Below are 18,794 nucleotides of genomic sequence, written 5' to 3'. Positions count from 1 at the left end.
ACACACTGCGTCGTGCGCCTTGATTTGTCCGCTTTGGCATGCCTTCGCGACCCCGTAAATAGTGTGAACAGGCCCTAGTCCAGCTTGATGCCGGCCTGCTTGATGATCGGCCCCCAGCGCCGCGATTCGGCGCGCGACAGCGCCGCGAACTGCTCGGGCGTGCCGGGCATCGCCTCCATACCGAAATCGTCGAAGCGCTTCTGCACCTGGGGCTGGCTGAAGGCGCGGTTGAGCTCGCTGTTGAGTCTGGCCACCACCGCTGCAGGCATGCCGGCCGGCCCGAGCACGCCCTGGAAGGCGAACACCTCCGAATTGGAGACCCCCACCTCGGCCAGCGTCGGCACCTCGGGCAGCTGCTTGCTGCGCGCGCCCGAACCGATCGCCAGCACGCGCACCTTGTTGCCCTTCATGATCGGCAGGCCCGAGGCCAGGTCGAGAAACATGCACGGCACCTGGCCGCCCATCACGTCGGCCATGGCCGGCGCAGCGCCGCGGTAGGGAATGTGGGTGATGAAGGTGCCGGTGCGCACCTTGAACATTTCCATCGCCAGGTGGTGCGGCGAGCCGTTGCCGGGCGACGCGTAGTTGACCTTGCCCGGATTGGCCTTCACGTAGGCAAGGAACTCCTTGAAGTTCTTGGCCGGAAAGTCCGGGTGCACCACCAACGCGAGCGGAAACTTGCCGATCGCGCCGATGTAGCTGAAGTCCTTCTCCGGGCTGAACGGCAGCTTGCCGAACAGGTGCTCGTTGAACGCCAGCACGGCGTTGTCGGCCGACAGCACGGTGTAGCCGTCGGGCTTGCTCTTGGCGACCAGGTCGGCGCCGATGTTGGTCGATGCGCCGGGCCGGTTGTCGACCACGATCTGCTGGCCCAGCGCCGGGCGCATGGCCTCGGCGAGCGAGCGCGCGATCACGTCGGTGCCGCCGCCCGCCGGGTAGGGCACCACCCAGCGGATCAGTTGCGAGGGATAGTCCTGCGCGCGGGCGAGCGGCGCGGCGGCCACGGCGGCGCCCGAGGCGAGCGTGGCAAGAAGGGTACGGCGGTCCATGAAGGTCATCTCCAGATTTGTTATTTATTCGGGCGCGGACAGCGATGGTACGGGCAGTGCATGCAATGCGTCGGCCAGCGCGGTGCGGCAGCGCGCCTCGTCGCCGACCTGCTCGAACAGCAGCAGCGCCAGCCGCGCCAGAAACAGCGATTCGCGCTCGGGGCCCGCCTCGCTGATCGCGCGCGCGCACTCGGCATAGAGCTGGTCGCGGGCCCCGGGCGGCAGCGATGCGGGGATGGGGGTCGTCGTCGTGGTCATGCGGTGGGTTCCTTCGAAAGAGCGGCAGCGGCGCGTGGGAGCGCCTGCGCCAGCGCGCCGGCCGGCAGGCGACGCCAGCGCGCGGCCACATGGCCGTCGGGGCGCAGCAGGTAGACGGCGCCGCCGCCAGCGCCGAGCGCTTCGAACACGGCCGGGCCCGCCTGCGCATCGGCGCCCTCGACGGCCATGCCGCCGAGGGTGCGAACCACGAGCGGCCAGGCGCCTTGGCGGCTCGCCTGCGCGAGTTCGTTCGCCGGCGGCGCATCCGCTGGGCCGTCGGGCCGCAGCACGAGCAGCGTGAAAGCCGGGCCGATCCAGTCGGTCAGGTGGCCCTGGGCGAGCGGCTGTTCGGGCATCACCTCGCCGGCAAGCGGCCCTGCCGGCAGCGCATCGCCCTCGCTCGACAGCGGCGAATCGGCATAGCGCACCGCCTGCGTCTGGCGCGGATTGATCAGCTGCGCAATGCCGCGATGCCGCTGCGACAGCGACAGCGCCGCCTCGCGCAGCAGGTCGAAGCCGCGCGACGGCGGCGACATGAACTCGGTGCTGCGCATCGCGTTTTCGGCATTCACGTGGAAGGCGCCGATGCGCTCTTGCGAGTACGAATCCAGCAGCGCGGCATCCGACCATCCGCGCGCCACGAAGGCCAGCTTCCAGGCCAGGTTGTCCGCATCGTCGAAACCCGAGTTGAGGCCGCGCACACCGAAGATCGGCATCGCATGCGCCGCATTGCCCGCGAACAGCACGCGGCCGTGGCGGTAGTTCGCCAGCGTCATCGCACCGGCGCGGTAGACCGAGGTCCAGACCGTCTTCCACGGCAGGTGGCCTTCGCCGATCGCGTCGAGGTGGCGCTGCACGAACGTGGCCACCGCCGCCGGCTCGAGCGCCTCCTCGGTGCTCTGCCCCGCGCGCAGCTGGTAGTCGATGCGCCAGATGTCGTCGGGCTGGCGGTGCATCAGCACGGTCGAGCCCGGATTCCACGGCGAGTCGAACCACGCGCGGCGCTCGGTCGGGTGCGTGCTGTGCAGTTCGATGTCGATGATGACGTAGCGCCCTTCGTAGGCCGTGCCCTCCAGCGCGAGCCCCAGCGCCTTGCGCACGAAGCTCTGGCCGCCGTCGCAGGCCGCGAGCCATTGCGCCTGCAGCCGGTAACTGCCTTCGGGATGGCGCACGTCGAGCAGCACGCCTTCGGCGTCCTCGGCCAGTCCGGTCAGCTCGGTGGCCCAGCGCAGGTCGATGAGGCCCGGCGTCGCCGCGTTGCGGCGCTCGATCTCGTCCAGCAGGTACTGCTCGATGTAGTACTGCTCGAGGTTGATCATCGGCGGCAGCTTCTGCCGCTCGTCATGCGGCATCTCGAAGCGGAACACTTCCTCGGTCTTGTAGAAGCTGCGCCCGCCGGTCCATGCCAGCCCCTTGGCCAGGAAGGCCGGCAGCACGCCGAGCCGTTCCATGATCTCCAGGCTGCGGCGCGAGATGCAGGCAGCGCGGCTGCCCACGCAGACCGTGTCGTCGGCCTCGAGGACCACGCTGCGCACGCCGTGGTTGGCGAGCCCCAACGCGAGCGCCATGCCGACCGGCCCGCCGCCCGCGATCACCACGGGATGGCGGCCCGGCTCGACGCCGCCGGGGCCGAGCGCCGGCCATTGCGCGGCATGGCGCGCGTAGTGAAAGGCGCCGACCGAGGCCGGCAGTTCGGAAGGGTTCGTCATGCAGCGGGATTGTCCCGATGGCGGCGGACGCCCGTTGTCATAACTTCGTACGAAGTGAATACCCTTGCATCGCACGTCATCGCATGAAGCGCTGGCGCATCCATCCGGCGGCCGACGAGCCGCTGTCGGCCGCCATCGTCGGCGACGTGCTCGCGGGCATCGGCACGCCGCACCTCGCGGCAAGCTGCCTTTCGGCCATGCACCGCGTGATGCCGGTGACCTTCTGCACCGTGTTCGCGGTCGACGTGGCCGGCCGCATCGAGGCGGTCTCGGCCGCGAGCAGCTACGGCACCACGGCCGAACGCACCGCCGAGCGCTACGTGGCGCAGCGCTTCGACCAGCTCGATGCCAACATGGCCTGGCTCGCGACGCGCAAGCTGCCGAAGCAGCAGGCGCAGCTCTGGCTCGGCCACCAGCATGCCGACGAAGTGGCCGACCCGGCCTACCGCGCGGCCTGCTACGGCGACGTGGGCATCCGTGAACGCGCCTCGGTGCTGCTGCTCACGCCGGCGGGCCAGCGCGTGGCGGTGAGCTTCTACCGCAGCCTCGCGCAGGCCGAATTCGGGGATAAAGATTTTTCGGCCATCGCCCGCCACGCCACGCTGCTGGCCGACGCCACCGTGGCCCATGGCCGCAGCACGGTGGCGGCGCACGAAGCCGTGGTGCCCGGCTTCACCGCGCGGCTCCTGGCCTTGAGCCTGCGCGAGCGCGAGGTGATCGGCCAGCTGATGGCCGGCCACACGGCCAAGGAGGCCGCACGCGCGCTCGGCGTCGAGCTCACGACCGTCCGAACGCACCAGTACCGCGCGTTTCGGCGCCTCGGCATCCGCTCGCAAAAAGAGCTGCTGCTGCGCGCCGGGGAGGCGCGCCCGTAGCGCGCGAGCCTCTCTCTGTTACTTGGCCCCGTCGAGGCGCTTCTGCATGCGTGCCGAGCGCTCGGCCGACGGCGGATGCGAGCTCATCAGCGAACTGCCGGAGGCGCCGCTGCTCAGCTTGGCGAGCTTGTCGAAAGCGGTGACCAGGCCCTTGCGCTCGAGCTTGCGCTCGGTGAGCAGGTCGAAGGAGTAGTTGTCGGCTGCGCTTTCGTTCGCCTGCGAAAACTGGGCGTTGACGAACTTCTCGCCCAGCTCGCCCGCCTGCGACTGCGACAGCTGCGCCGCCACGCCGCCCGCGGCCCCAGCCAGCCCGCGCAGCGCGGAGGCGGCGTAGGCGGTCTGCATGCGCGACTTCGAATGGCCGAGCGCCACGTGGCCGATCTCGTGGCCGATCACGCCGCGCAGTTCGTCGTCGTTCATCAGGTCCATGAGGCCGCTGTACACGCGGATGCAGCCGTTGGCCATGGCCCAGGCATTCACGTCCTTGGTCATGTAGACCTTGTAGTTGGCGGCCTTGCCGTTGACCGTGTTCGGCATCTGCTTGACGACCTGCGCCAGGCGCGTGGCGTAGCGGCTGCCGGCCGGCGCGATCTGGTTCTTCTGGTCCATGGCGGCGCACGACTGGTCGGACATGGTGGTGATCTCGCCGTCGGTCAGCGACATGGCCTTGAAGGCCGAGCCGCCGGCCTGGGCCAGCGCGCCGGTGTCGACTTTCTGGAGGGTTTCGCAGCCGACCAGGGCGGTGGCGGCAATGACAGCGGCAGCAAGTGGCAAATAACGCATCGGAAACAACTCCTCTTTTTTCTCAGTTGTGGATGGGGCGTGAATTCGCCCCGGTTGCACCGCTGGGGCCGATGGCCCTGGCGGCATCGGAATCAATCTTCGGCCAGGTCCGCGGCTGGGCGGTCCACGAGCGACACCGGCGCCTCCTTCGGCCGCCCGTTCATCGACACGATTTCCTGGTCGATCGCACCGAACAGCGAACGGCCGTCGAGGCCCTTCATCTCGATGCGGATGGTGTCGCCGAACTTCATGAATTCGGTCACTGGCGCGCCGTCCTGGATCGTCTCGATGCAGCGCTTCTCGGCAATGCACGAATAGCCCCTGGGCCACTCCATGCGGCCGTTCTTCTCGACGCCCTTGTTGCTCACGGTGCCGCTGCCGACGATGCTGCCGGCGCGCACGTTGCGCGTCTTGGCGACGTGGGCGATGAGCTGGCCGAAATGGAAGGTCATCTCGGGGCCCGCATCGCAGAGGCCGACCTTGCGACCGTTCCAGCTGCTCTGCAGTTGCAGGTGCACGCGGCCGTCCTGCCAGGCTTCGCCGAGCTCGTCGAGCGTCACAGCCACGGGGCTGAAGGCGGTGGCCGGCTTGCTCTGGAAGAAGCCGAAACCCTTGGCCAGCTCGGCCGGGACCAGGTTGCGCAGGCTGACGTCGTTGGCCAGCATCACGAGCCGGATGCCGTCGAGCGCCTGCTCGGGCGTCGCACCCATCCTCACGTCGCCGGTGACCACCGCGATCTCGGCCTCGAAATCGATGCCCATGGCCTCGCTCGGCACCACCACGTCGTCGGTGGGGCCGAGAAAGTCGTCGCTCGCGCCCTGGTACATCAGCGGGTCTTGGTAGAAGCTCTCGGGCACCTCGGCGTTGCGCGCCTGGCGCACCAATTCGACGTGGTTCAGGTAGGCCGAGCCGTCGGCCCACTGGTAGGCGCGCGGCAGCGGCGCCATGCACATCGCAGGGTCGAACGGAAAGGAATGGCGCGCGCGGCCGGTGTTGACCGCGTCGTACAGGTCCTGCAACTGCGGGCTCATGAAGCCCCAGTCGTCCAGCACCTGCTGCAGCCGGCTGGCGATGCCGGTGGCGTAGTGGGCGAGCGTGAGGTCGCGCGAGACGACGACGAGCTGGCCGTCGCGAGAGCCGTCCTTCAGGGTGGCGAGTTTCATGGTGGCAATGCGTGGGCAGGGGCCCGGCAGCGGCGCCGCGCCCCCACTAAACTGGGTGATTGGCCGGCAGTGTACCGAGGTGTTCCGGGTGAACCTCCGCGCCGCACGGCCACTCCACATCCCATGCCGACGCTCGCCGCCGCCTCCCTGCCGCCGCCCGCCGCGCCGCCGCCGGCGCGGCCGTCCTGGCGCGCGCTCGCCGGGCTGACGCTGGCGGTGGCGCTGGCGCACCTGCTGCTGCTCGGGCTCGCGCCCACGGCCATGGGGCCCGATCCGTCGCCGCTCGCGAGCCGGTTCAGCACGCGGACCATCGTCATCGCGCCGCCAGCCCCGGCACCGGCACCTGCGGTCGCGGCGCCTGCCGAGGCCCGGCCGGCACCGCCAACCAAACCGAGACGACCGCGCGAGGCGGGTCCGCCGCGGCCACGGCCGGCCGTTGCACCTGCGCCCGCGCCGGCACCCCGGGTTTCGGCGCCGCCGCCGCCCGAGGCGCCGGCGCCCGCGGTAGAGGCCGCGATCGATCCCGGCGCCACCCCCGCCGAACAAGCCGCCAGTGCACCAAGCGGCGCGGCCACCGCCGCAGCAGCCGGCGCCGGCAACGCCGCGCCCAACGGCGACGGTGCCGGTGCGGCCGGCGCCAACCAGGGTCAGGTCGTCGGCTCCGAATCGCTGCGCATCCCGGGCTCGGTGAAGCTGGCCTTCGCCGTCACCGGGCAACAGGGCACCTCGCCGATGCAGGGCGTCTTCGGCGACCTGGTCTGGCTGCAGGACGGCAGCAGCTACGACGCACGCCTGTCGCTCAAATTCCTGTTCCGCACCATCCGCAGCCAGCACAGCACCGGCCACATCGGCCCGACCGGCATCGAGCCGGCGCAGTTCTCCGAAAGCCGCCGGGGCGAGGTGGCCTCTCACTTCCTGCGCGACCAGGGCCAGGTGATGTTCAGCAACAACGCGCCGCCGGTGCCGCTCCAGCCCGGCGCGCAAGACCGGCTCAGCGTGGTGATGCAGCTCGGCGGCATGTTGGCGGGCGATCCGGGGCGCTACCCGCCCGGCAGCCGCATCGCGGTCCAGACCGTCGGCCCGCGCGACGCCGGTGTCTGGGTCTTCGTCGTCGAAGGGGAGGAACAGGTGAGCGTTCCGGCTGGCGACTATGCGGTGCGCAAGCTCACGCGCAGCCCGCGACGCGAAGGCGACGACAAGATCGAGATCTGGCTCGCGCCGGCGCTCGGCTACCTGCCGGTACGGATGAAACAGACACAACCCGACGGCGACTTTGCCGACATGCAGTTGCGCGAATCCCTTCCCGCCGGGCCTGCTAACTGACGCGAAGGTGAAGACATCAAACCACAGGAAGCATAGGAATTAATGCGTTTTCGCTACTTCGCGGACAACCCGCCTTGAAACTGGCGCGTTGATTGCTATGTACACCCAATGAACGCCATCGACATCCTCACAGGCCCGGCAATGAACATGCTCTACGACTCGGAGTCCTTCGTCGTCGTGCACGTGCAGCCGAACGACAGCGACACCCCGGCGCTTGCGAATGTGCCGGTGCTCGAACGCCACGGCTTCGAGATCGTGGACAAGCGCTCCGGCAAGGAGGTCTACCTCGACGGTTCCTGGGCCGAGCTGTTCCAGCAGCAGATCGCCGCCTGGCAGCTCAACACCCCCACCCAGGAAGAGGTCGAGGACACGCTCGAGGGCTACGCCGAACTGGCGCACACGCCGGTGCTCGTCCACTGAGACCGTCCGCCTGCGGCCACCGAGAAAAGCGCCCGATCGGGCGCTTTTTCGTTGGCGCCGCCGCCGGTCACTTGCGCAGGTGGATCCAGCGGTACATCGGCCCCACGAGCAGCAGCACCGCGACCAGCCGGCAGACCTGGAACGCCGTGACCACGGGCACGCCGAGCTGCAGCACCTTGGCGGTGATCGACATCTCGGCGATGCCGCCCGGCGAGGTGCTGAGGATCATGGTGGCCGGATGCAGCCCCGTGGCCCAGGCCAGCAGCCAGGCCGCCCCGGCGCAGAGCACCAGCATCGCGACCGTGCCCAGCGCCACCGCGCCGAGCCAGCGCGGCGCCGTGTAGAGAAATTCGCGGCTGAAGCGCACGCCCAGGCTCACCGCAATGACGAGTTGTGCGGTGTTCGATAGCCACGTCGGCACCGCCGACAGCGACAGGCCCGCCATGGTCAGCCCCATCGCCACCAGCAGCGCGCCCATGAACCACGGATTGGTGCGGCCCAGCGCCCGCATCGCGAGCCCGCCGATGCCGGTGGCGACCGCCAGCAGGGCAAGCCCGCCGGCATTCACCTCGCGCAGGGCGGCCAGGTTGGTCTCGAGCCCGTGCAGCCCGCTCCATTGCATCGCGAACGGAATGGCGATGGTCACCACCACCAACCGCAGGCTGTGCGCAGCGGCCACGAGGTCGGTGCGCGCCCCGGCCGATTCGGACAGCAGCGTCATTTCCGATGCGCCGCCGATCGCACCCGCGAAGTAAGTGGTGGCTCTCATCGATTTCGTCGGCACATGCGGCATCCGCTTGGCTTGCAGTGCATGCAGCCAGTGGCCAAAGCCCCAGCCGAGCAGCAGCGCCCAGGCGATCGCGAGCGCAATGGCCCACCAGATGCCTGCCACCAGCGCCACCACCTGCGGCGTGAAATAAAGCCCGAGCACCGTGCCGATGGTCCACTGGCCCGCGTTGCGCAGCGGCGTGAAGCTCGCGGTCGGCGCGCCGGCGATGGAGGCCACCGACACCGCGAGCAGCGGACCGATCATCCAGGGCAGGGGCGTGTGCAGCGCCAGGCAGACCTCCGCCGCGGCGAGTGCAAGCAACAGCGTGGCCAGCACGCGAACCAGAAAGCGGAAAGACAGCACGGGAAAAAAGCGGAAATGGACGGCACGGCGTGCACATGCCAACGCATAGTATGGCGCGATGCAACGCCTCCCTTCCCCTGCGCGGGCTTCCCGCATCCTCGGACTCCTGCTTGCCGCCGTGGCGCTTTCCGCCTGCACGACGGGCCTGCAGCACAAGCCCGATGCCCCCATCGCGCAGCGCGCCGCCGCGCTGCTGCCGGCCGACGTGCTGATCCTCGGCGAGCAGCACGACGCGCCTGCGCACCATGCGATCGAGCGCGAGACCGTCGAGGCGCTGGCCGGCCAGGGCCGGCTGGCGGCGCTGGTGCTCGAGATGGCCGAGGAAGGCACCGGCGCCGTCTCGCTCGGCCCGAAGGCCACCGAGGCGCAGGTGCGGGCTTCGCTCGCCTGGAACGACAAGGCCTGGCCCTGGGCGCACTACGGGCCGACCGTGATGGCGGCGGTGCGCGCCAGCGTGCCCGTGATCGGCGGCAACCTGCCGCGTGCGCGCATGAAGAACGCCATGGCCGACGTCTCCCTCGACGCGCAGCTCGCCGGCGAGGCCTACCGGGCGCAGCAGGACGCGGTGCGCGAAGGCCACTGCGGGCTGCTGCCCGAATCACAGATCGGCCCCATGACGCGCATCCAGGTGGGCCGCGACCGCGCGATGGCCCAGGCGGTCGTCAAGGCGCGCCAGCCCGGCAAGACGGTGTTGCTGATCGCCGGTGCCGGCCATGCCACCAAGGCGCTCGGCGTGCCGCAGCACCTGCCGACGGACGTGACGGTCAAGGCCGTCCGGCTCCAGGCCGGCGAGTCGCCCGACCCCGACCAAGCGGCCCGGACCCGGTCGGAATACGACGCCGTCTGGTTGACGCCCCCGCTGCCGCCGAAGGACTACTGCGCCGCGCTGCGCCGCCGGCCGTAGCGCAGCGGCCGTCGCCTCAGGCCGACTTCCTGATCGAATCGGCCAGCGTGTTGACCAGCGTGTCGATGTGCTGCTTCTCGACGATGTACGGCGGCGCGATCACCAGCACGTCGCCTGCGGGCCGCACCAGCGCCCCGTTGCGGAAGCAGTCCAGGAAGATGTCGTAGGCGCGCTTGCCCGGCGCGCCCGCGATCGGCGCGAGCTCCACCGCCGCGGCGAGGCCGAGGCTGCGGATGCCGATCACGTTGGGCAGGCCCTTGAAGGCGCTGTGGAACGCATCGCCGAGCACCGCGCCCATCTCGCCGGCGCGCGCGAACAGCTTTTCCTCTTCGAACAGCTCGAGCGTCGCGATGGCCGCCGCGCAGGCCACCGGATGGCCCGAATAGGTGTAGCCGTGAAAGAACTCGACCACGTGCTCGGGCGCATCGGTCTTCATCATCGCGTCGTAGAGCTTGTCGCGGCAGATCACGCCGCCGAGCGGGATCACGCCGTTGGTCACGCACTTGGCGAAGTTCAGCATGTCGGGCACCACGCCGAAGTAGTCGGACGCGAAGTTGGTGCCCATGCGGCCGAAGCCGGTGATGACCTCGTCGAAGATCAACAGGATGCCGTGCTTGTCGCAGATCTCGCGCAGCCGCTTAAGGTAGCCCTTGGGCGGCAGGTACCAGCCCGCCGAACCGGCCACCGGCTCGACGATGATCGCGGCCACGTTGCTCGGGTCGTGCAGCGGCAGGATGCGCGTCTCCAACTCGATCAGCGGGTCTTCCGCCCACACCGGCTCCTCGTTGTGGATGTAGGCATGGTTCACCGGGTCGTGGATGAAGCGCATGTGGTCCACGCGCGGCAGGAAGGCCGAGCCGAACACCTTGCGGTTGCCCGGGATGCCGCCCACCGACATGCCGCCGAAGCCCACGCCGTGGTAGCCGCGCTCGCGGCCGATGAACACGTTGCGGTGGCCCTCGCCGCGCGCGCGGTGGTAGGCCAGCGCCACCTTCATCGAGGTGTCGGCCGCCTCCGAGCCCGAATTGCAGAACAGCACCTTGTTGAGGTCGCCCGGCGCGAGCGAGGCGATCATCTCGGCCGCCTTGAACGCGCGGTCGTTGCTGATCTGGAACGCGGTCGCGTAGTCGAGCGTGTCGAGCTGCTTCTTGATCGCCTCGTTGATCGGCTTCCTGTTATGGCCAGCGCCCACGCACCACAGTGACGAGATGCCGTCGATCACCTTCTTGCCGTCGTGCGTGGTGAACTCCATGCCGTCGGCCGCGACGAACACCCGCGGCTCCTTCTGGAAGTGGCGGTTGGGCGTGAAGGGCAGCCACTGGTTGCCCATGTTGAAGTCCTGGTAGGCCATGTCTCGCTCCTGCGGTTATATCTGCGGGGAAAATCGCGATTCTGGCACCCCTGCGACAATCACGCCCCTCATGACGACCCCAACGCCCCCCGTGTCCGCCACGCCCGCCTACATCCTGAACCTCTCGTGCCCCGACCGGACGGGCATCGTGCATGCCGTCTCGGGCTTCCTGCTGGAACGCGGCGGCAACATCGAGGAGGCAGCCCAGTACAACGACCACGGCACCGGCCTGTTCTTCATGCGCGTGCGCTTCGCCTGCAGCGAGCATTCGGAGGCGGCGCTGCGCGAGCAGCTCGCGAGCTTCGGTGCGGGCTTCGGCATGAACCTGCAGCTGCATGCCGCGGCCGAGCCCATGAAGACCGTGATCCTGGTCAGCAAGGAAGGCCACTGCCTGAACGACCTGCTGTTCCGCTGGAAGAGCGGCCTGCTCGCGATCGACGTGCGCGCGATCATCTCGAACCACCGCGACTTCTACCAGCTCGCGGCCAGCTACAACGTGCCGTTCCACCACATTCCGGTGACGGCCGCGACCAAGGCGCAGGCCGAGGCGAAGCAGCTGGAAATCATCGAGGCCGAGGGCGCCAAGCTGGTGGTGCTGGCGCGCTACATGCAGATCCTGAGCAACGACCTGTGCAACAGCCTGGCCGGGCGGGCGATCAACATCCACCATTCGTTCCTGCCGAGCTTCAAGGGCGCCAAGCCCTACTACCAGGCGCACGACCGCGGCGTGAAGCTCATCGGCGCCACCGCGCACTACGTCACGGCCGACCTCGACGAGGGCCCGATCATCGAACAGGACGTGGCGCGCGCCGACCACACCGACACCGTCGAAGACCTCACGGCCCGCGGCCGCGATACCGAGAGCCAGGTGCTCGCGCGCGCGGTGAAGTGGCACAGCGAGCACCGGGTGCTGCTGAACGGGCACAGGACGGTCGTTTTCCGCTGACGCAGCGCCCGCTTCCGGCCCGCCTCAGTTCCGGTTCGGATTGTTCGGACGGCGGTCATGCCGGTTCGGCACGCCGTCGCCGTCGCGGTCCCAGCCACCGCGGCGGTATTCCCAGCGGCCGTCACGCTGGTCCCAGCGCGGCGCGCGGTAGGCATGGCCCGGACGTGCGCGCACATAGGTTCCGCGCACCCACACATGTCGTCCGCCGCGCCACTCGTAGTGCCCCGGCGACCACACGTACCCGCGGCGCGGCGGTGGCACGCGCTCATAGCGCGGCGGCGGCGGCGGCACCTGGATGGTGACCACGGGCTGTGCCTGCGCAGTCGTGGGAAGCATCAGCGCCCCGCCCGCGGAAAAGAGCGAAGCGGCGCCGATGGAAAGAGTGATTGCGAGTTTTTTCATGGGGAGCCCTCATGAAGTTGTTGGAACCTTCATGCTGCAGGGCCCATGTGTACCGCCTGTAAGCGTTGCCCGAGATCTTGTGTAGAGGTGTATCGCGAAAACTGGCGCTTCGTTGGCGCTCACTCCTGCAATTCGCGCAGGTCGATCGCCGTGGCCATGGCGGCATGGCCGGCCCTGTTGGGGTGCAGGTGGTCGCCGTTGTCGTAGGCAGGGTTCAGCGCCAGCGGGTTGCCGGGGTCGCGCAGCACGGCATCGAAATCGACCACGCCATCCACATCCTGACGGCTGCGGATCCATCGATTGACCTCGGCGCGCATGGCCTCCGAACGCTCGGTCCAATAGGGTGTGTTGCCGAACGGCGGCACGGTGCCGATCATCACCTTCACTCCCTTGGCGCGGGCCTGCCTGATCAGTTGCTGCAAGCCTTCGGTGATGCGCTCGGCCGTCGCCACCTCGTGCGCGGGCGTGGGCCGTCCCGGCATGCCGGGAAACACGCTGCGGCCGATGTCGTTGGTGCCGAGCAGCACGATCGCATGCGTCACGCCGGTCTGTCCGAGCGCGTCGCGCGCAAAGCGCGAAAGCCCATTCGGCCCGACCCCATCGACCAAAAGCCGGTTGCCGCCGATGCCGAGGTTCAGCACCGACACCGGCGCCGCGGCCGCAGGGCTGCCGCGCAGCCGCGTGGCCAGCATCTCGGGGTACGAACCGTCGCCCGCCTCTGCGCCACCCGCCGTGATTGAATCGCCGAAGGCCGCCACCACGCGCACGGGCTGCGAGGTCATCACGTCGAGGCCGGTCACGAGGTGATTGAGCGGCAGGGGCGCGACGTCGTCGGGTTTGGCCACCGCCACCGCGTTGCCGCCCACCACCCAGCTCGTGTCAGGCGCCTGCAGGTGGACCGTCGCGAACGGGGCTGCACGGTCGAAGAACACACTGACCGCCACGGCCTGCCCGGCCTCGACCTTCAGCGCCACGCCGTCGCTCCATGCCTCCGCGCCCGGCGCGACGACGGTGCCCGTGCGCCCGCCGAAGCGCAGCATGCGCAGTGACGCCGGCGACACGGCCCCTGCGCCCGTGCCGTGCGCCACGCTGCCCGCCGCGATGTGCAGCGGCGCCTTGCCGAAGCGGTTCGAGAAACGGATGCGAACGCGTTCGCCGGCCAGCGACGATGCAAACTGCTGCCGCAGCGTCTGACCCTGGAAGGCGTCGCCACCGGGGCGCGGCGCGGCGGCCTTGACCGGGGGATTGGCGCTGAGTTCGCGAAAGTCGACCGGCGCCACGGCCCAGGCGGCCACCCAGTGCGCCTCGACGGGCTGCCGCACGCGCGCATCGGGCTGCGCCGCCTGCGCGGCCACTGCGCCGACAAGCAGCAGCACGCCCGCCGCAGCCATCCCATGCCGCATAACGAACTGGCGCAGAGCGGAAGAAAGCCGACGAAGACCCAGTGTCATGTGCGCAAAGCGGTCCAGTTTACGGAGCCGCCATGACAGCGCGCCTTACAGGGTCTGGTTCATGGTTACCAAGTGTCGACGTAAGGCCGCGGCGCTTCGGCCGAGGTCCGTGCCGACGCCAATCCGCGCACCAGCCAGGTGCGCGTTTCGGCGGGGTCGATCACCGCATCGATCTCGAGCGTCTGCGCCATGTGGATCGCCTCGCCGTTGGCGTACTGCTCGGCCACGAGCTTCTTGAAGAGCGCATCGCGCTCGTCGCCTTCGGGCACCGCCGAAAGCTCCTTGCGGTAGCCGAGCCGCACTGCGCCTTCGAGCCCCATCGCGCCGAACTCTCCGGTCGGCCAGGCCACCGTGAACACCGGCGCGTCGAAGCCGCCGGCCGTCATGGCCTGTGCGCCGAGCCCGTAGCCCTTGCGCAGCACCACCGCGAAGAACGGCACGCGCAGGTGCGAAGCCACCATGAACATGCGGCACACATGGCGCACCTGCGCCTGGGCCTCGATCTCCGGGCCGACCATGAAGCCCGGCGTGTCGCACAGCGAGACGATCGGCAGCCCGTGCGCATTGCACAGCTGCATGAAGCGCGCCGATTTGTCTGCGGCCTCCACGTCGATGGCGCCGCCCAGGTGGTGCGGGTTGTTCGCCATGAGCCCGACGGGCCGTCCTTCGATGCGCGCGAGCGCGGTCACGATGCCCGCGCCGAAGCCCGCGCGCAGTTCGAGCAGCGAGCCGCTGTCGGCCACGCCGCGCATCGCGGCGCGCACGTCGTACACGCGCAGCCGGTTCTCGGGCACCACGTGGCGCAGCCCGCGCGGGTCGGCGCATTGCCAGTCGTCGACCGGCCCCTGGAAGTACGACAGGTACTGCTTCGCGGCCGCCACCGCGGCGGCCTCGTCCTCGACCAGGATGTCGATCACGCCGTTGCGCGACTGCACGCTGCTCGGCCCGATCTGCTCGGGTGCGAAGGTGCCCAGGCCGCCGCCCTCGATCATCGCGGGGCCGCTCATGCCGATGTTGCTGGCGCGCGTGGCAATGATCACGTCGGCGCAGCCCAAGAGCGCCGCATTGCCCGCGAAGCACCGCCCGTGCACGATGCCGACCACCGGCACCTTGCCCGAGAGCGCGGCGAACTGGCTGAAGGTGTGGTTGTTCAGGCCCGCGACGATGGGCATGTCGGTGTCGCCCGGCCGTCCGCCCCCGCCTTCGGCGAACAGCACCACGGGCAGGCCGAGCTGGTGCGCCACCGCGAGCAGCCGGTCGGTCTTGTGGTGGTTGCGCATGCCCTGCGTGCCCGCGAGCACCGTGTAGTCGTAGGCCAGCACGGCACAGCGCGAACGCTCGGGGCCGAACTGCCTGGCATTGATGCTGCCGAGGCCCGTGACCATGCCGTCGGCGGGCGTGTTGGCGATCAGGTCCTCGAGCGTGCGGCGGCGGGTCTGCGCCGCCACGGCGAGCGCGCCGTATTCGATGAAGTTGGCCGGATCGTCTGCCGTGTCGCACAGGTCCGCGATGTTCTCGCGCGCGGTGCGCCCGCCCTGCGCATGCCGCTTCGCGACGGCCGCACCGCGGTTCGCGTCGAGCGTGAAAGCATGGCGGTCGATGACCTTCTGCAGGTCGGGCCGAATCGCATCGAGGTCGCGTGCCTCGCCCGCCTCGGCTTCGGCGGCGTGCGCATCGACGGCCTCGAGCCGCACCAGCGACTGGCCCTCGACGAGGTAGTCGCCCGGCTCGGCCAGCAGCGCGACCACGCGGCCCGCCACCGGCGCATGCAGCAGGTGCTCCATCTTCATCGCCTCGAGCACGCCGAGCTGCGCGCCGGCCGGCAGCACGTCGCCCACGGCCACCTCGAACTGCACGAGCTTGGCGGGCATGGGCGCCTTCACGGTCAACCCGTCGTCGGCCGCTTCCGCGGGCGGCGGTGCGCTGGACGAAGGGACCTTCGGCCGCTGCCGGCGCACGTCGTTCTTCTCCAGCGCCGCCGCGGCGGCCAGCAGATCGCCCAGGTGGTCTTCGACGAAGCGCGTGTGCACCGCCTGGCTTGCGAACTCGGGCCGTGCCGCGATGGCGCGCAGCAGCGACAGGTTGGTGGCGATGCCGTCGATGTGGCATTCGCCGAGCGCGCGCAACGAGCGGCGCAGCACGTCGGCGAACTGCGCCGAAGGCGAATGCACGATCAGCTTGGCAAGTAGTGTGTCGTAGTGCGGTGATGGCGCAAGGCCCGCATAGCCGTGCGTGTCGACGCGCACACCCGGCCCCGCGGGCAGGTCGAAGCGCGCGAGCACGCCGCCCGACGGCCGGGCATGGCCCTGGGCGTCGAGCGTCTCGGCGTTGATGCGCCACTGCACCGCGAAGCCGCGCTGCGGCGCCGTGCGGCCCGGCGCGACGCCGAGCGCCTCCAGGCGCTGGCCTGCGGCAACCGCCACCTGCAGCTGCACCAGGTCGAGGCCGGTGACCGCCTCGGTCACCGTGTGCTCGACCTGCAGGCGCGCATTGGCTTCGATGAAGACCAAGGGAAGCGCCGGCGACGCGGCATCGACCAGGAACTCGAAGGTGCCGAGGCCGCGGTAGCCGACGGCCTCGGCCATGCGCAGCGCGGCCTGCGTGAGCGCGGCGCGCAGCGGCTCGGCGAGCGAGGGACTGGGCGCGATCTCGACGAGCTTCTGGAAGCGCCGCTGCAGCGTGCACTCGCGCTCGCCGAGGCTCGCCACGGCCGCGCCGTCGCCGAGCACCTGCACCTCGATGTGGCGCGCATGGCGCATCAGCCGCTCGACGTACACGCCCTCGACGCCGAAGGCGGCCCTGGCCTCCGACATGCAGCGCGCATGCGCCTCGGGCAGTTCGTCCGCCCGAAGCACTGCGCGCATGCCACGCCCGCCACCGCCGCCGATCGCCTTGATCATCACGCCCTCGGCGCCCTCGGCCTGCTGCTCGGCGAAGAAGGCCTCTGCCTCGGCGAGCGTCACCGCGCCGGTGCTGCCGGGCATCACCGGCACGTCGCACTGCGTGGCCAGCGCGCGCGCCTTCGCCTTGTCACCGAACAGCGCGAGCTGCGCGGGCGTCGGGCCGATGAAGACGAGACCGGCCGCTTCACAGGCCTCTGCGAAATCGGCACGCTCGCTGAGGAAGCCGTAGCCGGGATGCACCGCATCGCAGCCTTGCGCCCGCGCGACGGCCACCAGCGCTGCGATGTCGAGGTAGGCCGAGGGCCCGGTGGCATCGAGCGCCACGGCCGCATCGGCGAGCTGTGCATGCAGCGCCTCGGCATCGTCGCGCGCATGTACCGCCACGCTCGCGATGCCGAGATCGCCGAGCGCACGCACCAGCCGGACCGCGATCTCGCCGCGGTTGGCAATCAGGACTTTGGAGAACACGAAGAAGCCTTTCAGGTCTGGTCTTTGAGCAGGCGCCGCAGCACCTTGCCCGCGCCGGTGGTCGGCAGCGCATCGATGAAGCTCACCGCACGCGGCGCCTTGTAGCTCGCCATGTTCTCGCGCGACCACGCGATCAGCGCATCGGCTTCGAGCGCGACACCGGGCTTCTTCACGATGAAGGCCTTGACCACCTCGCCCTTCTCGGGGTCGGGCTGCGCGATCACCGCCGCCTGCGCCACTGCGGGATGCTTGATGAGGATGGTCTCGACCTCTTCGGGAAACACGCTGTAGCCCGAGACCTTGATCATTTCCTTGAAGCGCCCGATGAAGGTCAGGTAGCCGTCGGCGTCGATCTTGCCCATGTCGCCCGTGTGGACCCAGCCGTTGCGCAGCGTGGCGGCCGTGGCCTCGGGCTTGTTCCAGTAGCCCTTGAAGGTGCCGGGACTGGTCAGCACGATCTCCCCGACCTCGCCGGCGGGCATGTCGGCGCCGGTGTCGGCATCGGCGATGCGGATCGACACGCCCGGCACCGGAATGCCCTGCGTGCCCCAGCGCGGCGCATGGTGCGGCGTGTAGGTGTCGCAGGTGTGCGTTTCGCTCAGGCCGTAGGCGGCTTCGAACGATGTGCAGTTCGGCGCATGCGTGCGCCACTGCGCGGCGAGCGGCTCGGTGAAGGCGATGCCGAAGCTCGTGACCGGATTGCGCCGGAGGCTCGAGAGATCGAAGCCTGCGATGTCGGGCACCTGCATGCAGGCCACGTTCATCGGCGCGATGCTGTACCACCAGCTCACCCGGTACGCCGCGACCGCCTGCAGCGCGGCGCGCGGGTCGAAGCGGTGCAGCAGCACCGACGCCGCGCCCGTGAGCACCGGCACGTTCACGCCCATCAGCATGCCCGCGATGTGATAGAGCGGTGCGATCGACAGCAGCACGTCCTGGTCCGTCACGCCGTTGCAGTCGGCCGCGGCGCGCGTCTTGAAAAGCGCATTGCCGTAGCTCAGCATCGCGCCCTTCGGCAGCCCCGTGGTGCCCGAGGTGTAGGTCATGAGCGCGACGTCGTCGAGATCGACGACCACGGGCTGCGGCACCGCACCGCTGCGCATCACTGCAAAAAAGTCTTCGCACCCGGCGGGCACGCTGCGCGCGATGCCGCGCTCCGCCGCAAGTTCGGCCGGCAGCGCGGGCGTGGGCTCGGCCGGCAGCAAGTCGGCGTAGTGCACCACGAACACGTGCGCGAGCGCACTGTCGGGCTGCACCTTGCGAACCACCGGCAGCAGCGACGCGGCCGCAACGATCACGCGGGCCTTCAGGTCGCTGACCTGGTAGGCGAGCTCGTGCTCCTTGTTGAGCGGCCCGCTCGGGCAGACGATGGCGCCGATCTTCTGGATGCCGAAGTGCGCGACAAGGTATTGCGGACAGTTGTTAAGAAAGAGCACCACCGGCTCGCCCTTCTTCACGCCGATGGTCTGCAGCCGCGCCGCGAAGGCATCGCTTGCGCGGTCAAGCTCGGCCCAGGTCATGGTGTGGCCGTACCAGATGCAGGCCGCACGCTCGCCGCGCTCGCGCGCATGGGTGTGCAGGTACGCGTGCAGTGGCTGTTGCGGCCGAGGCGGCAGTTCGCTCATCGGGCGTGGCGTGGCCGTTGCTGTTGTCTCCA

At 69.8% G+C, this 18,794-nt stretch carries 16 protein-coding genes; 5 read left to right on the top strand and 11 right to left on the bottom strand.

Annotation, left to right across the window (positions count from 1 at the left end; genetic code table 11):
- Window positions 1-74: 74 nt before the first annotated feature.
- The 3 genes from AC3A6J_RS24235 to AC3A6J_RS24225 are packed head-to-tail and all read right to left on the bottom strand — an operon-like array spanning window position 75 to window position 3,016.
- The gene (locus tag AC3A6J_RS24235; RefSeq protein ID WP_487862547.1) at window positions 75-1,049 is read right to left on the bottom strand and encodes a Bug family tripartite tricarboxylate transporter substrate binding protein; all 975 of its coding nucleotides are present in this window, start codon (window positions 1,047-1,049) and stop codon (window positions 75-77) included.
- Between the two features lie 24 nt (window positions 1,050-1,073).
- Window positions 1,074-1,307, bottom strand: coding sequence for a hypothetical protein (locus AC3A6J_RS24230; RefSeq protein WP_487862546.1), 234 nt, complete (start codon window positions 1,305-1,307; stop codon window positions 1,074-1,076).
- Window positions 1,304-3,016 carry an FAD-dependent monooxygenase gene (locus AC3A6J_RS24225; protein WP_487862545.1) on the bottom strand — a complete coding sequence of 571 codons (1,713 nt, stop codon included), beginning with the start codon at window positions 3,014-3,016 and terminating at the stop codon, window positions 1,304-1,306. The genes AC3A6J_RS24230 and AC3A6J_RS24225 overlap by 4 nt, the downstream gene beginning before the upstream one ends.
- 83 nt (window positions 3,017-3,099) lie before the next feature.
- Between AC3A6J_RS24225 and AC3A6J_RS24220 the strand changes: the two genes are divergently transcribed.
- Window positions 3,100-3,891 (top strand): helix-turn-helix transcriptional regulator, encoded by a 792-nt coding sequence (locus AC3A6J_RS24220; RefSeq protein WP_487862544.1) that lies wholly within the window; start codon window positions 3,100-3,102, stop codon window positions 3,889-3,891.
- 18 nt (window positions 3,892-3,909) lie between these two features.
- Here AC3A6J_RS24220 and loiP read toward each other — a convergent pair whose 3' ends face one another.
- Both loiP and AC3A6J_RS24210 read right to left on the bottom strand, forming a co-directional pair.
- On the bottom strand, window positions 3,910-4,674 hold the full coding sequence (gene loiP / locus AC3A6J_RS24215) for a metalloprotease LoiP (protein WP_487862543.1): 765 nt from the start codon (window positions 4,672-4,674) through the stop codon (window positions 3,910-3,912).
- A 92-nt stretch (window positions 4,675-4,766) separates the two neighbouring features.
- Window positions 4,767-5,837: a fumarylacetoacetate hydrolase family protein gene (locus AC3A6J_RS24210; protein ID WP_487862542.1), complete on the bottom strand. Its 1,071-nt coding sequence runs from the start codon at window positions 5,835-5,837 to the stop codon at window positions 4,767-4,769.
- 123 nt (window positions 5,838-5,960) lie between these two features.
- Here AC3A6J_RS24210 and AC3A6J_RS24205 point away from each other — a divergent pair, with 123 nt between their 5' ends.
- Together AC3A6J_RS24205 and AC3A6J_RS24200 are read left to right on the top strand one after the other, a co-directional pair.
- The gene (locus AC3A6J_RS24205) at window positions 5,961-7,160 is read left to right on the top strand and encodes a DUF3108 domain-containing protein (protein WP_487862541.1); all 1,200 of its coding nucleotides are present in this window, start codon (window positions 5,961-5,963) and stop codon (window positions 7,158-7,160) included.
- Window positions 7,161-7,301: 141 nt separating this feature from the next.
- Window positions 7,302-7,580: a BTH_I0359 family protein gene (locus AC3A6J_RS24200; protein ID WP_487862555.1), complete on the top strand. Its 279-nt coding sequence runs from the start codon at window positions 7,302-7,304 to the stop codon at window positions 7,578-7,580.
- A 67-nt stretch (window positions 7,581-7,647) separates the two neighbouring features.
- Here the strand turns inward: AC3A6J_RS24200 and AC3A6J_RS24195 are convergent, their stop codons facing one another.
- A complete protein-coding gene (locus AC3A6J_RS24195) occupies window positions 7,648-8,709 on the bottom strand; it encodes an AbrB family transcriptional regulator (RefSeq protein WP_487862554.1) in 1,062 nt (353 codons plus the stop codon).
- A 61-nt stretch (window positions 8,710-8,770) separates the two neighbouring features.
- Here AC3A6J_RS24195 and AC3A6J_RS24190 point away from each other — a divergent pair, with 61 nt between their 5' ends.
- Window positions 8,771-9,616: a ChaN family lipoprotein gene (locus AC3A6J_RS24190; RefSeq protein ID WP_487862540.1), complete on the top strand. Its 846-nt coding sequence runs from the start codon at window positions 8,771-8,773 to the stop codon at window positions 9,614-9,616.
- A 16-nt stretch (window positions 9,617-9,632) separates the two neighbouring features.
- On the opposite strand, the gene aptA is transcribed toward AC3A6J_RS24190, so the two are convergent.
- Complete coding sequence (gene aptA / locus AC3A6J_RS24185; RefSeq protein WP_487862539.1) at window positions 9,633-10,967, bottom strand: omega-aminotransferase AptA; 1,335 nt, start codon at window positions 10,965-10,967, stop codon at window positions 9,633-9,635.
- A gap of 70 nt (window positions 10,968-11,037) precedes the next feature.
- Here aptA and purU point away from each other — a divergent pair, with 70 nt between their 5' ends.
- Window positions 11,038-11,913, top strand: a complete 876-nt coding sequence (gene purU, locus AC3A6J_RS24180; RefSeq protein WP_487862538.1) for a formyltetrahydrofolate deformylase — start codon at window positions 11,038-11,040, stop codon at window positions 11,911-11,913.
- A 24-nt stretch (window positions 11,914-11,937) separates the two neighbouring features.
- On the opposite strand, the gene AC3A6J_RS24175 is transcribed toward purU, so the two are convergent.
- From AC3A6J_RS24175 to AC3A6J_RS24160, 4 genes are all read right to left on the bottom strand, one after another.
- Window positions 11,938-12,315 carry a YXWGXW repeat-containing protein gene (locus tag AC3A6J_RS24175; RefSeq protein ID WP_487862537.1) on the bottom strand — a complete coding sequence of 126 codons (378 nt, stop codon included), beginning with the start codon at window positions 12,313-12,315 and terminating at the stop codon, window positions 11,938-11,940.
- A gap of 119 nt (window positions 12,316-12,434) precedes the next feature.
- Entirely contained in the window at window positions 12,435-13,706 is a 1,272-nt protein-coding gene (locus AC3A6J_RS24170; RefSeq protein WP_487862536.1) for an SGNH/GDSL hydrolase family protein, read from the bottom strand.
- 125 nt (window positions 13,707-13,831) lie between these two features.
- Window positions 13,832-17,137: an acetyl-CoA carboxylase family protein gene (locus AC3A6J_RS24165; RefSeq protein ID WP_487862535.1), complete on the bottom strand. Its 3,306-nt coding sequence runs from the start codon at window positions 17,135-17,137 to the stop codon at window positions 13,832-13,834.
- An 11-nt stretch (window positions 17,138-17,148) separates the two neighbouring features.
- The gene (locus AC3A6J_RS24160; RefSeq protein ID WP_487862553.1) at window positions 17,149-18,762 is read right to left on the bottom strand and encodes an AMP-binding protein; all 1,614 of its coding nucleotides are present in this window, start codon (window positions 18,760-18,762) and stop codon (window positions 17,149-17,151) included.
- Between the last annotated feature and the right edge of the window lie 32 nt (window positions 18,763-18,794).

This window comes from Variovorax sp. Soil_C_39, assembly GCF_057656815.1.
Note: the sequence above shows the minus strand (reverse complement) of the source record. Positions and strands in the feature narration are given on the sequence as shown.

Coding starts and splice junctions, on each gene's coding strand:
- AC3A6J_RS24235 (WP_487862547.1), bottom strand. CDS start 1,049: ATGGACCGCCGTACCCTTCTTGCCACGCTCGCCTCGGGCGCCGCCGTG.
- AC3A6J_RS24230 (WP_487862546.1), bottom strand. CDS start 1,307: ATGACCACGACGACGACCCCCATCCCCGCATCGCTGCCGCCCGGGGCC.
- AC3A6J_RS24225 (WP_487862545.1), bottom strand. CDS start 3,016: ATGACGAACCCTTCCGAACTGCCGGCCTCGGTCGGCGCCTTTCACTAC.
- AC3A6J_RS24220 (WP_487862544.1), top strand. CDS start 3,100: ATGAAGCGCTGGCGCATCCATCCGGCGGCCGACGAGCCGCTGTCGGCC.
- loiP (WP_487862543.1), bottom strand. CDS start 4,674: ATGCGTTATTTGCCACTTGCTGCCGCTGTCATTGCCGCCACCGCCCTG.
- AC3A6J_RS24210 (WP_487862542.1), bottom strand. CDS start 5,837: ATGAAACTCGCCACCCTGAAGGACGGCTCTCGCGACGGCCAGCTCGTC.
- AC3A6J_RS24205 (WP_487862541.1), top strand. CDS start 5,961: ATGCCGACGCTCGCCGCCGCCTCCCTGCCGCCGCCCGCCGCGCCGCCG.
- AC3A6J_RS24200 (WP_487862555.1), top strand. CDS start 7,302: ATGAACATGCTCTACGACTCGGAGTCCTTCGTCGTCGTGCACGTGCAG.
- AC3A6J_RS24190 (WP_487862540.1), top strand. CDS start 8,771: ATGCAACGCCTCCCTTCCCCTGCGCGGGCTTCCCGCATCCTCGGACTC.
- aptA (WP_487862539.1), bottom strand. CDS start 10,967: ATGGCCTACCAGGACTTCAACATGGGCAACCAGTGGCTGCCCTTCACG.
- purU (WP_487862538.1), top strand. CDS start 11,038: ATGACGACCCCAACGCCCCCCGTGTCCGCCACGCCCGCCTACATCCTG.
- AC3A6J_RS24175 (WP_487862537.1), bottom strand. CDS start 12,315: ATGAAAAAACTCGCAATCACTCTTTCCATCGGCGCCGCTTCGCTCTTT.
- AC3A6J_RS24170 (WP_487862536.1), bottom strand. CDS start 13,706: ATGGCTGCGGCGGGCGTGCTGCTGCTTGTCGGCGCAGTGGCCGCGCAG.
- AC3A6J_RS24160 (WP_487862553.1), bottom strand. CDS start 18,762: ATGAGCGAACTGCCGCCTCGGCCGCAACAGCCACTGCACGCGTACCTG.